14 protein-coding genes and 1 pseudogene are annotated in these 12,763 nt (G+C 66.6%); 5 read left to right on the forward strand and 10 right to left on the reverse strand.

All coding sequences use genetic code 11. The annotated features are described in order from the left end of the window. The first annotated feature begins 114 nt into the window (after window positions 1-114). Window positions 115-252, forward strand: coding sequence for a hypothetical protein (locus ACV7NQ_RS45785; RefSeq protein ID WP_463365192.1), 138 nt, complete (start codon window positions 115-117; stop codon window positions 250-252). Window positions 253-350: 98 nt separating this feature from the next. Then, entirely contained in the window at window positions 351-830 is a 480-nt protein-coding gene (locus tag ACV7NQ_RS45790; RefSeq protein WP_463365193.1) for an SRPBCC family protein, read from the forward strand. A gap of 48 nt (window positions 831-878) precedes the next feature. Here the strand turns inward: ACV7NQ_RS45790 and ACV7NQ_RS45795 are convergent, their stop codons facing one another. Next, window positions 879-1,862, reverse strand: a complete 984-nt coding sequence (locus ACV7NQ_RS45795) for an alpha/beta fold hydrolase (RefSeq protein ID WP_463365194.1) — start codon at window positions 1,860-1,862, stop codon at window positions 879-881. 54 nt (window positions 1,863-1,916) lie between these two features. On the opposite strand from ACV7NQ_RS45795, the gene ACV7NQ_RS45800 reads away from it, so the two are divergent. Beyond that, the gene (locus ACV7NQ_RS45800) at window positions 1,917-2,765 is read left to right on the forward strand and encodes an SDR family NAD(P)-dependent oxidoreductase (protein WP_463365195.1); all 849 of its coding nucleotides are present in this window, start codon (window positions 1,917-1,919) and stop codon (window positions 2,763-2,765) included. A 290-nt stretch (window positions 2,766-3,055) separates the two neighbouring features. Here ACV7NQ_RS45800 and ACV7NQ_RS45805 read toward each other — a convergent pair whose 3' ends face one another. Next, window positions 3,056-3,436, reverse strand: coding sequence for a hypothetical protein (locus ACV7NQ_RS45805; protein WP_463365196.1), 381 nt, complete (start codon window positions 3,434-3,436; stop codon window positions 3,056-3,058). 49 nt (window positions 3,437-3,485) lie between these two features. On the opposite strand from ACV7NQ_RS45805, the gene ACV7NQ_RS45810 reads away from it, so the two are divergent. Beyond that, complete coding sequence (locus ACV7NQ_RS45810) at window positions 3,486-3,692, forward strand: hypothetical protein (RefSeq protein WP_463365197.1); 207 nt, start codon at window positions 3,486-3,488, stop codon at window positions 3,690-3,692. A 109-nt stretch (window positions 3,693-3,801) separates the two neighbouring features. Here ACV7NQ_RS45810 and ACV7NQ_RS45815 read toward each other — a convergent pair whose 3' ends face one another. From ACV7NQ_RS45815 to ACV7NQ_RS45835, 5 genes and pseudogenes are all read right to left on the reverse strand, one after another. After that, window positions 3,802-5,049: an IS110 family RNA-guided transposase gene (locus tag ACV7NQ_RS45815; protein WP_463363012.1), complete on the reverse strand. Its 1,248-nt coding sequence runs from the start codon at window positions 5,047-5,049 to the stop codon at window positions 3,802-3,804. 331 nt (window positions 5,050-5,380) lie between these two features. Continuing rightward, window positions 5,381-6,627: pseudogene (locus ACV7NQ_RS45820) on the reverse strand (IS110 family RNA-guided transposase). Window positions 6,628-6,925: 298 nt separating this feature from the next. Then, window positions 6,926-7,120, reverse strand: coding sequence for a LysR substrate-binding domain-containing protein (locus ACV7NQ_RS45825; protein ID WP_463365198.1), 195 nt, complete (start codon window positions 7,118-7,120; stop codon window positions 6,926-6,928). A gap of 221 nt (window positions 7,121-7,341) precedes the next feature. Beyond that, complete coding sequence (gene secG / locus ACV7NQ_RS45830; RefSeq protein WP_039798855.1) at window positions 7,342-7,575, reverse strand: preprotein translocase subunit SecG; 234 nt, start codon at window positions 7,573-7,575, stop codon at window positions 7,342-7,344. Window positions 7,576-7,608: 33 nt separating this feature from the next. After that, window positions 7,609-9,207 carry an MFS transporter gene (locus ACV7NQ_RS45835; RefSeq protein ID WP_463365199.1) on the reverse strand — a complete coding sequence of 533 codons (1,599 nt, stop codon included), beginning with the start codon at window positions 9,205-9,207 and terminating at the stop codon, window positions 7,609-7,611. A 121-nt stretch (window positions 9,208-9,328) separates the two neighbouring features. On the opposite strand from ACV7NQ_RS45835, the gene ACV7NQ_RS45840 reads away from it, so the two are divergent. Next, window positions 9,329-9,484 carry a hypothetical protein gene (locus tag ACV7NQ_RS45840; RefSeq protein ID WP_463365200.1) on the forward strand — a complete coding sequence of 52 codons (156 nt, stop codon included), beginning with the start codon at window positions 9,329-9,331 and terminating at the stop codon, window positions 9,482-9,484. Between the two features lie 92 nt (window positions 9,485-9,576). Here the strand turns inward: ACV7NQ_RS45840 and tpiA are convergent, their stop codons facing one another. Genes tpiA through gap form a run of 3 tightly spaced genes read right to left on the reverse strand, consistent with a single transcriptional unit; the run spans window position 9,577 to window position 12,638 of the window. Then, a complete protein-coding gene (tpiA, locus tag ACV7NQ_RS45845) occupies window positions 9,577-10,362 on the reverse strand; it encodes a triose-phosphate isomerase (protein ID WP_463365201.1) in 786 nt (261 codons plus the stop codon). A 3-nt stretch (window positions 10,363-10,365) separates the two neighbouring features. Continuing rightward, window positions 10,366-11,613, reverse strand: coding sequence for a phosphoglycerate kinase (locus ACV7NQ_RS45850; RefSeq protein WP_463365202.1), 1,248 nt, complete (start codon window positions 11,611-11,613; stop codon window positions 10,366-10,368). A 5-nt stretch (window positions 11,614-11,618) separates the two neighbouring features. Further along, a complete protein-coding gene (gene gap, locus ACV7NQ_RS45855; protein WP_463365203.1) occupies window positions 11,619-12,638 on the reverse strand; it encodes a type I glyceraldehyde-3-phosphate dehydrogenase in 1,020 nt (339 codons plus the stop codon). Between the last annotated feature and the right edge of the window lie 125 nt (window positions 12,639-12,763).

Here is a 12,763-nt window from a genome sequence, read left to right on the forward strand (position 1 = left end):
CCCCGAAGAACCGTACGACGAGGATCTCCAACCAGGCGACATCGAAATCCACTTCCGCCAACTCGGCCCCTTCGACCAGAGCGGGCTGGACGCCTTCATCGAGGTGCGCTCCAAATGGTTCGAAGCCGAGCCGAAAGCTGCCAAGACCGCTGCGACAAACTCCACCACCTCCTCGAAGAAGCCACCACCCTCGACAACTTCGGCGTCTACCTCACCCTCCCGGTTGCCGCTTGGACCCAAACCGACGACTGAGTTTCGCGCCCGACACTTCGATTCGGTGATTCGGATTCGGTTACCGAACACTGGAAATACAGTGGAGAGGACGGCAACCGGCAGTGGGAGGGCAGGCGATGAACACGATGTCCATGCTCGGCGAAGTACGACCGGAGCACGATCGCGCGGCTGATGGCGATTTGGTGTTACTGCACTATCTGCGGTCGTTTCGCAGGCCGGTGTTGGAGGTGTGGTCGGCCTGCACCGAACGTCGGCAGCTGGAGCGCTGGTTCGGCACGGTGTCGGGCGAGCACGGAGACCTGACGATCCAGCCGATCGACGGTCCCGGGATCGGACCGATCTCGGTGCATGTCGACGACTGCAAGGCGCCGCACGAACTCGTGGCACACATCGACGGCTGCGTCGTCGAACTGCGGATGACCCAGGTCGGCGTCGTCACCAATGTCGAACTGGTCCGCCGCCACGTCTGCCCGAACGATGCCGCCACCATCGGCCCCAGCTGGCAGTACCTCCTGGACCGCGTCACCGCCTACCTGGAATACCAGCCCCTCCCCAGCTGGGCCGACTATCCGGGCCTCGCCGAAGAGTATCGGTAGCCCGGGGTCCCGGAGCGAGCGAACCAATACCTTCCGGTTATCGGATCGTCATTCCGGGATAGGTACGGGCGCCAGTTCTCGCAGGTGTGCGGTGATCAAGTCGTTGACCTCCGTAGTCCGTTCCAGTTGAACCAGGTGGCCCGCGTCGGCTATCTTCGTTACCTCGCGCAGGTCGGTGACGTGTTCGCGCAGGGTGGCCAACGGGTCTCGGCCGCTGAAGCCTTCCATGTCGGGATCGCGGTCGCCGTAGAGGAAGTAGGTGGGTGGGGCTATGTGGGCGCCGGCGTAGTCGGCGGTGAGTTCCCAATTGCGGTCGAGGACGCGGTACCAGTTGAGGCCGCCGGTGAAGCCCGTTCGGTCGAAATCCTGTGCCAGGGTGTCCAATTCGTGGTCGGACAGCCAGCGCCATGGCAGCGGCGGGGCCTCGGGGAGGACGTCGAGGTAGCCGGTGCCCTCCGCGGGAAAGCGCCAGGTGTCGAGGTAGTGGTAGTCGGCACTGAGGGAGTAGTAGACGCGGGCCAGGAATCCCCTCGGGTCGGCGGCGAGTTCGGCGTCGGCGACGCCGGGTGTCTGGAAGTAGTGCAGGTGCAGGAAGTGCCGTTCGGCGGCCTTGGCCCACAATTGCGATGGCGAGCGCGGCGGACGCGGGGCGAACGGGTTGTTGAGCACGATGATGCCGCGCACGCGTCCCGGCGCACGCAGCGCCAGCTCCCACACCAGCGCGGCGCCGAAATCCAGGCCGACGAACACCGCTTGCTCGGCACCGATGTCGTCGAGCAGGCCGAGCAGATCGCCGATCACCTCACGATTGGTAAAGGCATCGAGGTCGGCGGGCGACTCGGTGCGTCCGTAACCGCGCAGATCGGGGGCGATGGCCCGGTAGCCCGCCGCCGCGACCGCTTCGAGTTGGCGATGCCAGATGAACCAGGTGTGCGGAAAGCCGTGGCAGAAGATCACCGGGCGACCGTCGCCTTGCTCGGCGACGTGCATTCGAACGCCATTGGTCGCCACGAAACGATGGGTCAACTCCACAGCGGCCTCCAAAGCCTAGAACGCGTTCTTGTTTCACGGTAATGTCCCGAGATCGTGAACGGAATACCTACGGCACTAGGCGGCCGGGTCGCGGTCGTCACCGGCGCAAGTCGCGGCATCGGCAAGGGCATTGCGCTGGAACTGGGCGCGGCGGGCGCAACGGTGTTCGTCACCGGCCGCTCGGCCACGGTCGGGCGACTGCCGGGGACGGTACACGAGACCGCCGCGGAGATCGACGCCCTCGGCGGCCACGGAATACCGTTCGTCTGCGATCACCGCGATGACGCCGCGGTCCAGCGCCTGTTCACCCGGGTGCGCGACGAGCGCGGCCGACTGGACGTGCTGGTGAATAATGTCTACAACGCCCCCGCCGCGGCCCGCTGGCTCGGCAAGCCGTTCTGGGAGGTGCCGCCGACCGCATGGGACGAGACGTTCGACGTCGGCGTCCGATCCCATTACGCGGCAAGCGTATTCGCCGCGCAGCTACTGATCGAGTCGGCAGGCCTGATCGCCAACATCTCCTCGCCCGGTGCGCAACGCCACATGCACAATGCCGTCTACGGCGTCGCCAAGACCGCCCTCGACCGACTGACCGCGGACATGGCCTACGATCTCGCCGACACCGGCGTCACCGTGGTCTCGCTCTGGCCCGGCATCGTGAATACCGAACTGCTGCAAATGGTTCCGGCGAACGAGCAGGGCAAGCGCCTGGTCGCCCTGCCGGGCGAGGGAACCTACGACCTCGACGCCGCGGAGTCCCCGCGCTTCCCCGGCCGCGCCGTCGTCGCCCTCGCGGCCGACCCGGACCGTCGCTCCCGCACCGGAGCGGCCTGGCGGGTCGCCGATCTCGCCGAGCAATACGGTTTCACCGACGTGGACGGCCGCATTCCCCGCAACGACTGACGTGCCGTCCAGCGCCGGCCTGCACGTCACCTCGGAGTCAGGCCCTCGAACGTGACCGACACCGCGTGGCGACGTTGCGCATCACTCCAACCGTAATGCTCCGCAGGAACTCGCCGACCGTCTCGACCAGGTCTCGCGACCATCCAACGGCCCGATCAACGGCATGGTCCCCGACGCTGCCTGACCCGAAAATAACCGCAGGTGAGGGGCTTGTGGGGGGGTGATTGGGGCGTGGCTGGGCGGCCCGGCGGCGATGCGTAGTGAGCCGTCGGGCTGTGGGGGTGTGGTTGTCAGGCGGCTTGGATGGGGTCGAAGCGGACGGTGTAGCCCAGGGCGTTGGCTTGGGCGACGATGCGGCGCATGGCGCGTTCGGGGTCCAGGCGGGTGTAGTAGTCGGCGCCGAGGTCGTTGTAGTCGGCGTCGTCGGTGAGCATGTGCCAGGTCGAGGTGAGGATCTTGTGTTGGATCGCGACGAGCGCTTTCTTCTTGCCTGTTCGGGGGGCGAGCCTGCGGTATCGGCTCGCGAGGTAGGTGTCCTTGGTGCGTGCCGCGGCCAGTGCGAAGGCCTTGGACGCGGCCCAGGCAGCCAAGAACGCCAACAACGCGTCCGACGCGGCGAAGGTCGCCAAGGCGGGCGACAACGCTCCGGCACCCAAGAGCGCACCTGCCAAGGCCGACACGCCCTCGTGTCACAGTTTCCCCGGCCAGACCCTGGTGTTGATGGCTGATGGCTCCTACAAGCGGATCGACGATGTGCAGATCGGTGACAAGGTCATCGCCACCGATCCGGTGACCGGCCAGAGCGTCGTCCGGGTCGTGACGGCGAGGGCGGCGCTGGCCTGCGACGATGCGAACCCATCCGCTCATCTTTCCCAAGTTGACGTTCAATCAGGATTCCTGAAAGATCACCGCCTGACCCGAAAATAAACCCATGGTGAGTGGCTGTGGGCGGGTGAGCGGGCACGTGACAGTTCCCGGCGATGCGTAGCGAGCCGGGATGGGTCGTCACGTTTGGTGTGGTTGCAGGTCTTATTGATTAGGCGGCTTGGATGGGGTCGAAACGGACGGCGTATCCGAGGGCGTTGGCTTGGCGCACGATGCGTCGCATGGCGCGTTCGGGATCCAGGCGCGCGAAGTAGTCGCCGCCGAGATCCTGGTAGTCGACGTCGTCGGTGAGCATGTGCCAGACCGCTGCCAGGGTCGAGTGTTGCAGGGCGACAAGGGCTTTCTGCTTGCCTATTCGTGGCGCGAGCCGACGGTATTTCGCGCCGAGATAGGTGCCGTCGCGGGTGCGGGCGGCGGCCAGTGCCGCGGTGCCCAACGCACCGGTCAGCCACCGGTCGCCGTGGCGGGTTTTGCCCGATCGGCGTTTGCCGGCGGATTCGTGGTGTCCGGGGCATACCCCAGCCCATGAGGCGAGGTGTCCGGCGGTGGGGAATCGGCTCATGTCGGCGCCGGTCTCGGCGATGATGACCTCGGCCACCCTCCGACCGACTCCGGGGATGGTCACCAACTGGTCAATCGTGCGGGAGAAAGGGCGCATCTGCTCCTCGATCCGTGTCGAGAGTTCCTCGATCGTCGCAGACAACTGATCGATTCGTTCCAGATGCAGCCGGCACAGGAAGGCGTGGTGTTCACCGAAGTTGCCGGTCAACGCCTCGACCAGTTGTGGGATCTTCGGGCGCATCCGCGCTTTGGCCATGTCGGCCAGCACCTGTGCGTCCTGCTCGCCGGCGATCAACGCGGCCAGCATCTGGCGGCCGGAGCGGCCCAGGATGTCGGTGGCCACGCTGGACAGTTTGATCCCGGCGTCCTCCAACTCCTTCTCCAGCCGCTGCGCCTCCCGGGTGCGTTCGGCCGTCAGCGTGGTCCGGTAGCGGGTCAGATCCCTCAGGTGCCGGATCGGTTCGGGTGGCACGAACGAGGCCCGCAACAGGCCACACTCACCCATCTGACACAGCCACGCCGCATCGGAGACGTCGGTTTTGCGGCCGGGCAGACCCTTGGCGTGGGAGGCGTTGACCAGGATCACGTTCAAACAGTCCTCCAGCAAGTAGAACGCCGCCCGCCAGTAATCCCCGGTCGCTTCCATCACCACCAGGGTCACCTCCTGCTCGACCAGCCAGTCCCGCAACTCCAGCAGGGCGTTGGTGGTCGTGGCGAACGTGCGGATCTCCTGGTTGCGCGAGCGCTTACGTTTGCTCACGCTCGGTGTCCGCACGCACGCCTTGAGATCCTTCTTGCCGATGTCCAACGCGGCGCACCGCTCATGCAACAACTCCACGAACATTCCTCCGGAAACCGTGTCCTGCCAGGGGCGTCCGCCCGGAGGAGCCACAGGGATCTGAAGACTCTGATCCGCGTGCTCATGGCAACAATCGACAACTCCTGTCGGTGGCTCCCGAACCGCCATGCTGACCGACGAACTCGAGGCATCAAGGAAAATTACGGGGTTCCGGGACGAACGCGCACCCATTTTCCCGCCTCCACGGCGGGCCAGCGAAGCGGCCCGGGATGCTGACCCGAAAATAACCCCAGTTCAGGGTGGGTCCGGGCATGGCTGGGTCCCCGACTGCGATGCGTAGCGAGCCGTCGGGGTGGTCTGGGTGTGGGGGTTAGGCGGCTTGGACGGGGTCGAAGCGGACGGTGTAGCCGAGGGCATTGGCTTGGGCGACGATGCGGCGCATGGCGCGTTCGGGATCGAGGCGGGCGAAGTAGTCTGCGCCGCGGTCGCGATAGTCGAGGTCTTCGGTGAGCATGTGCCAGGTCGAGACGAGAATCTTGTGTTCGAGCGCGACCAGCGCCTTCTGTTTGCCTATTCGTGGTGCCAGACGCCGGTATCGGCCGGCGAGGTAGGTGTCCTTGGTGCGGGCCGCGGCCAGAGCGGCGGTGCCCAGAGCGGCATTGAGCCATCTGTTGCCGTGGCGGGTCTTGCCGGATTTGCGTTTGCCGGCCGATTCGTGGTGCCCGGGACAGTCGCCGGCCCAGGAGACCAGGTTGGCGGCGGCAGCGAACCGGGACATGTCCCCGCCCGTTTCGGCGATGATGACCTCCGCGACGCGGCGCCCGACACCGGGGATGGTCTCGAGCCGGTCAAGGCTGCCGGAGAAAGGGCGCATCTTCTCCTCGACTCGTGCCGAGAGCTCCTCGATCGCCGCCGAGAGCTGGTCGATGCGTTCGAGGTGCAGTCGGCACACCGAACGCGTGGTGCTCGCCGAAGTTCCCGGTCAACGCCTCCACCAGCGCCGGGATCTTCGACCGCATGCGGCCCTTGGCCATCTCCGCCAGGGCGGCCGCGTCGTCCTCGCCGTCGATCAGCGCCTTGAGCATCGCGCGCCCGGACACCGGCGAGGATGTCGGTGGCCACCGACGACAGCTTGATCCCGGCGTCCTCGAGTTCCTTCTCGAGCCGCTGTGCTTCGCGGGTGCGCTCGGCGACCAGGTTGGCGCGGTAGCGGGTCAAATCCCGCAACTGGCGGATCGGCTCCGGCGGCACGAACGAGGCCCGCAGCAGCCCGCACTCGCCCAACTGGCACAGCCACGCCGCGTCGGAGACGTCGGTCTTGCGGCCGGGCAGCCCCTTGGCATGCGCGGCGTTGACCAGCATCACGTTCAGCTCGTCCTCCAACAGGTAGAACGCCCCGCGCCAATAGTCGCCGGTGGCCTCCATCACCACCAGCGTCACCCGCTCGGCGATCAACCAATCCCGCAGCTCCAACAGCGCGTTCGTGGTCGTGGCGAACGTGCGGACCCGCTGATCGCGGGATCGTTTCCGGTTGCTCGCGCTCGGCGTGCGCACACACGCCTTCAGGTCTTTCTTACCGATGTCCAACGCGGCGCACCGCTCGTGCAACAGCTCCACACCCATCCTCCGGGTCGACCGACAACAGGCGCGCCCGTCCGGAGGGGCCACAGGATCTCAAAGAGTCTGATCCTCGTGCTCACGGCAACAATCGACACACCTGTCGGTGGCCCCCACCCGCCAAACTGACCGACGAACTTCTATAGCATCAAGGAAATCTCGGCGTCCCGGGCGAGCGCGCCCCCATTTTCCCGCATCGACGGACACCAGCGAAGCGGCGACGGCAACTGACCTGAAAACCCTTCGCCGACAGACATATGCTGCGGTTGGGACGCCTGGTCACGAATGATTGTGTTGCTCAGGCGATCCCGAGGAAGCGCTGTACCGACCGTGGCGCAGTCGGCTGCGCGCGCCAAGTGAGATACACGTGGGACGGTGGGGCGTCCGGGACATCGAGGTAGACGACGCCGGGGTGCGGCGCCCGGGTGCGGGCCAAGGTGGGCACGCCACCGATACCCCGGTCTGCCGCAACGAGTTTCGAGGCGACCGTCATCGTCGCGCGACAGGCCAGCGGATCGGGCGCTGCGTACCGGCCGAGTGACACCCGCTCGGAACTGGACCCGACTCCCCCGGCACCTTCAATCGCGCCGGAGAGCACGTCGCGCGGCCTGCCCCTGTCGCACTGCACGAATCAGCGGCGTAGTTCCCAAGCGCAGCACAAATCGCCGCAGCCCACTCGATTGGTGGACCGCGGCGTAGCACCGGGTCGTCCGGTCAGGCGAACTTGATCTCCAGGCCGATGCCGAGGATGGCGATGAGCCAGATGACGCCGGTGAAGATGGTGACGCGGTCGAGGTTCTTCTCGACGACGGTGGAACCCGACAGGCTGGACTGGACACCGCCGCCGAACAGGCTGGACAGACCGCCACCCTTGGCGCGGTGCAGCAGCACCAGCAGCACCAGCAGCACGCTGGTGATGATCAGGAGGATATCGAGGAACATCCGCATGTCGCACAGTCTATGGGTAGGCCACAGCCGCACCTAATGCGGCTCCGCCGCGACGAGGTGGGTGATCCGGTCGTCACCGTCGGCGAACGCCTGCACGGCGCGTTCCCGTAGTTGATCTTGGGCGGTAAGCCGCACCTGATGCTGGTGCATGTGCTCGGCCCACGAACGCACCACGAACGCCTCCACATAGCGGTCGAGCACGCCGACGTCGCGATACAACCGCCACTCCATCGCCCCGGTGCGCTGCCGCGACCGCCCGACGAAGGCCATCGCGGCCATGAACTCGTCGACGTTCTCGGCGGACACGTCGTAGGTCCGCAGCACAAGCACCGGTCCGTCGGTGGGATCCGGCTCGACCACCAGCTCCGGCTTCGGCCAGAACGGCGACGGCGTCAGATCCAGTTCCTCGGCGTTGTGCCGGATCGGCAGCCACACGGTACTCACCGCACAGAGGGCAAGCAGCACGGCGGCGATGAGCATGGCCGATACCGGGCCGACCGCCCCTGCGACCAGGCCCCAGGCCAGCGACCCCAGCGCCTGACCGCCCATGAACATAAGCATGTACACCGACAGCCCACGCGCCCGCACCCACGCGGGCAGGAGCAATTGCATGGTCGAGTTCATCGTCGACATCGCCAGCAGCCAGGCCAGGCCCGCACCCACCAACAGGAGCAGCACCACCGGCACCGAACGCAATAACACCGTGCCCGCCGTTGCGACGCCGAACAGCACCGCGGCCACGGCCAGTCGCTGTGTCGGCGTCAGTAGTAACCGCAATCGCGACAGCGCGAGCGCGCCGAGCACCGCACCGGCGCCGAGCCCGCCGAGCATCAGCCCGTAACCGGACGAGGACATGCCTAACTCGTCGCGCGCGATCACCGGCAGCAGCGCCCATAACGCACTCGCCGGGGCGACGAACAGAATCGACCGCAACAGCACGCGCCGAATCGCGGGGGCCGCGCGGATGAAGCGGGTGCCCGCCTGCAATGCGGCCAGCGGACGCTCGGTGGGCAGACCCCGATCGGTCCGCGGCCGGCGCCACAGGGCGAGCACCGCGACGATCCCGCCGAACGACACCGCGTTGAGCGCGAACACCAGCGTCGGCCCCGACACCAAGACCAGCACACCCGCCAGCGCGGGTCCGACCGCGCGGCCGATATTAATGTTCATGCTGCCCAGCGCGGCGGCGGACGGAATCTGTTCGCGCGGAACGAGTTCCGACTGAATTGCCTGCCAGGCGGGCGCCGTGAGCGCCTGACCGCAGCCGAGCAGGAACAGCAGGGTCAACAGAACCGCGGGCGTAGTGTGCCCGGTCGCGGTCGACACCGCGAGCACTGCGGCGAGCAACGCCATCGCCGACTGTGCACCGAGCAGCAACCTGCGGCGGTCCAGCAGGTCGGCGAGCACTCCGGACGGGATCGACAGCAGCATCACCGGCAGCATAATCGCGGTCTGCACGAACGAGACCAGCGTCGCCGCATTCGGCTCGTCGACCAGAAGCCACTGCGCACCGACGGTCTGCATCCAGGTGCCGAGGTTCGACACCAATTGGGCGATCCACAGCGCCCGATAGATCCGCGATCGCAGCGGTGCCCAGGTGGAGAGCGGGATCGTCGCGTCAGCCGTGGTCACGGGCTGAGCTTAGCGGCGGTCCGCGCAACGGCCAGTTGCACTCTTGGATCAGGCACCGCGGCGACTAACGGAATCCGGCCTGAACGGACGCCTTGGTGGCTGGTGAGGGATTTGCGCCGCCGTGAGCGAAAAGGGCTCGCACCGACCGCGGCCGGACGAGGCGGCCATGGTCGGGCGGGCCGATGTCAGCGCCGCGAACGGAGCCTTGCTGATCCAGTGCCAACGCGACACGGTGTCGCTCCGCACCGGCTTGTCGGTGGTGCCGCCCGCGACATAGGTCTCCTTCGCGCCGTTCCACTCCCCGACCAATGGGTTGAGCCTGCGATGGCCCGGGTCCAGCTGATCAGCGCTATGCCTTCGCAGTACGGGTCAGAGCAGCGGGCCGCCCGCGGCGATCGCGGACAGGGTGGCGAACTCGTCACCCTTGAGCGATGCCCCACCGACCAGTGCACCGTCGATGTCCGTCTGTGCGACGAGCTCACCGACGTTCTTGGCGTTCACCGAACCGCCGTACAGCACGCGCACACCGGCGGCGACCTCCGGGTTGGCCAGTACGGCGAGCTCGGCACGGATCGCGCCACACACTTCCTGCGCGTCGGCGGGTGTGGCGACCTTGCCGGTCCCGATGGCCCAAACCGGCTCGTAGGCGATGACAACCTTCGAAATCTCTTCGGCCGTCAGACCTTTGAGCGAACCGCGCAGCTGCTCGAGGTTGTACTGGACGTGTGTGCAGGCCTCACGGACGTTCAGGCCCTCACCGATGCAGACGATCGGGGTAAGCCCGTATTTCAGCGCCTGCTTCGCCTTGGCGAGCACGGTGGCGTCGTCCTCGGAGTGGTACTGCCGCCGCTCCGAGTGCCCGACGACCGCGAACGTGCAACCCAGCTTGGCCAGCATGGGCCCGCTGATCTCACCGGTGTAGGCGCCCGCGTCATGCGTGGACACGTCCTGCGCGCCGTAGGTGATCAGCAACTTGTCGCCCTCCACCAGTGTCTGCACGCTGCGCAGATCGGTGAACGGCGGGACAACGGCCACATCAACCTTGGCGAAGTACTTCTCCGGCAGTGCGAAGGCGATCTTCTGCACCAGAGCGATGGCCTCGAGGTGATTGAGGTTCATCTTCCAGTTGCCCGCGATGAGCGGTTTACGTGCCACTGATCATTCCTCCAGAACCGCGATGCCCGGAAGTTCTTTACCCTCCAGGTATTCCAGCGACGCGCCGCCACCGGTCGAGATGTGCGAGAAGCCGTCCTCGGGCAACCCGAGCGCCCGCACGGCCGCGGCCGAATCGCCACCGCCGACAACGGTGAACGCGCCCTTACCGGTTGCGGTCACGATCGCCTCGGCGACACCGCGGGTGCCTGCCTCGAACTTCTCGAACTCGAACACGCCCATCGGGCCGTTCCAGAAGACGGTGCGCGCCTCGGTCAACAGTGCGGCGAACCGGCGCACCGACTCGGGGCCGATGTCCAGACCTAGCCACCCGTCCGGAATCTCGTTGGCCGCGACGACCTTCGAGTCCGCGGTGGCGGCGAACTTGTCAGCGACGACGATGTCGCGCGGCAGGTGGATCACGTCGCCGTAGCGCTCCAGCAGACCTTTGCAGGTGTCGATCATCTCCTCCTGCAGCAGCGAGGCTCCCACCGGAAGTCCCTGTGCCGCAAGGAAGGTGAAACACATGCCGCCGCCGATGACCAGCGTGTCCACGTTCGGAGCGAGCGCCTCGATGACGGCCAGCTTGTCGGAGACCTTCGAGCCACCGAGCACCACGGCGTACGGGCGCTCCGAGTTCTCGATCAGCTTCGCGAGCACCTCGACCTCGGCGGCGACCAGCGTGCCCGCGTAGTGCGGGAGCAGCTTGGCGACGTCGTAGACCGAGGCCTGCTTGCGGTGCACGACACCGAAGCCGTCGGAGACGAACGCACCGTCTTCGCCGACCAGCTCCACCAGCGCCGCGGCGAGCTTGGCCCGCTCGGCGTCGTCCTTGCTGGTTTCGCGCGGATCGAAGCGAATGTTCTCCAACAGCAGCACGTCGCCGTCGGTAAGGCCCTCCGAACGCGCGAGCGCGTCCTGACCCACCACATCACCGGCAAGCTGGACATTGCGGCCCAGCTCCTCGGCGAGCTTGGCGGCCACCGGGGCCAGGGAAAGCGCCGGGTCCGGCTCACCCTTGGGGCGGCCGAGGTGCGCGGTGACAACCACCTTGGCGCCGGCCTCGACCAGCGCCTTGATGGTGGGGACCGAGGCGATGATGCGGCCCGGGTCGGTGATCACGCCGCCGCTAGCGATCGCTTGCGGGTCGCTCGAAACGGCACTGTCGAGGGGGACGTTCAGGTCGGAGCGCACGAGCACTCCCCGACCCTCGACACCCTCGTTCAGCAGATCCTGGAGTGTCTTGACAGTCATGCGGTTCAGAGCGACTTGCCGACGAGGCCGATGAGGTCAGCGAGGCGGTTGGAATAGCCCCACTCGTTGTCGTACCAGCCGACAACCTTCACCTGATCGTCGATGACCTTGGTCAGCGGCGCGTCGTAGATGCACGAGTGCGGGTCGGTGACGATGTCGCTTGACACGATCGGGTCCACGTTGTACTTCAGGAAGCCCTTCAACGCACCCTCGGCGGCGGCCTTGTACGCGGCGTTGATGTCCTCGATCGAGGCCGACTTGGCCAGCTTCACGGTCAGGTCGGTGACCGAGCCCGTCGGGACAGGCACGCGCAGCGCGTAGCCGTCGAGTTTGCCGTTGAGCTCCGGGAGCACCAGGCCGATGGCCTTGGCGGCGCCGGTGCCGGTCGGCACGATGTTCAGCGCGGCGGCGCGGGCGCGACGCAGGTCGCTGTGCGGGCCGTCCTGCAGGTTCTGGTCCTGCGTGTACGCGTGGATGGTGGTCATCAGACCACGCTCGATGCCGAAAGTGTCGTTCAGCACCTTTGCCAGCGGGCCGAGGCAGTTCGTGGTGCACGACGCGTTCGAGATGATGTTCTGGCTGCCGTCGTACTTGTCGTCGTTGACGCCCATCACGATGGTGATGTCCTCGCCCTTGGCGGGGGCGGAGATGACGACCTTCTTGGCGCCAGCGGCGAGGTGGCCCTTGGCCTTGGTGGCGTCGGTGAAGATGCCGGTGGACTCGACGACCAAGTCGACACCCAGGTCACCCCACGGCAGGGCCGCCGGGCCCTCCTTGATGGCCAGCGCCTTGATCCGCTGCTCGCCGACCACGATGGTGTCATCGCCGTCCAGCGAGACGTCCTGCGGCAGGCGGCCGAGGATCGAGTCGTACTTCAGCAGGGTCGCCAACGTGGCGTTGTCGGTCAGGTCGTTGACGGCGACGATCTCGATATCGGTCGTGCCGAGTGCCTTCTGGGCCTCTACCGCCCGGAAGAAATTGCGTCCGATGCGGCCGAAGCCGTTGATACCAACCCGGACAGTCACGTTATCGCTCCTCAAATTTCAAGCGGATTCATTCCGATGTCGCACTCAGACTAATGCCCGTCCGTAACCTCTCCGACACGCACCTGGGGTTCGTGAGCACGAGATACCCACACACATGCCATGCC

The organism is Nocardia sp. Tas62D01, from assembly GCF_055232035.1.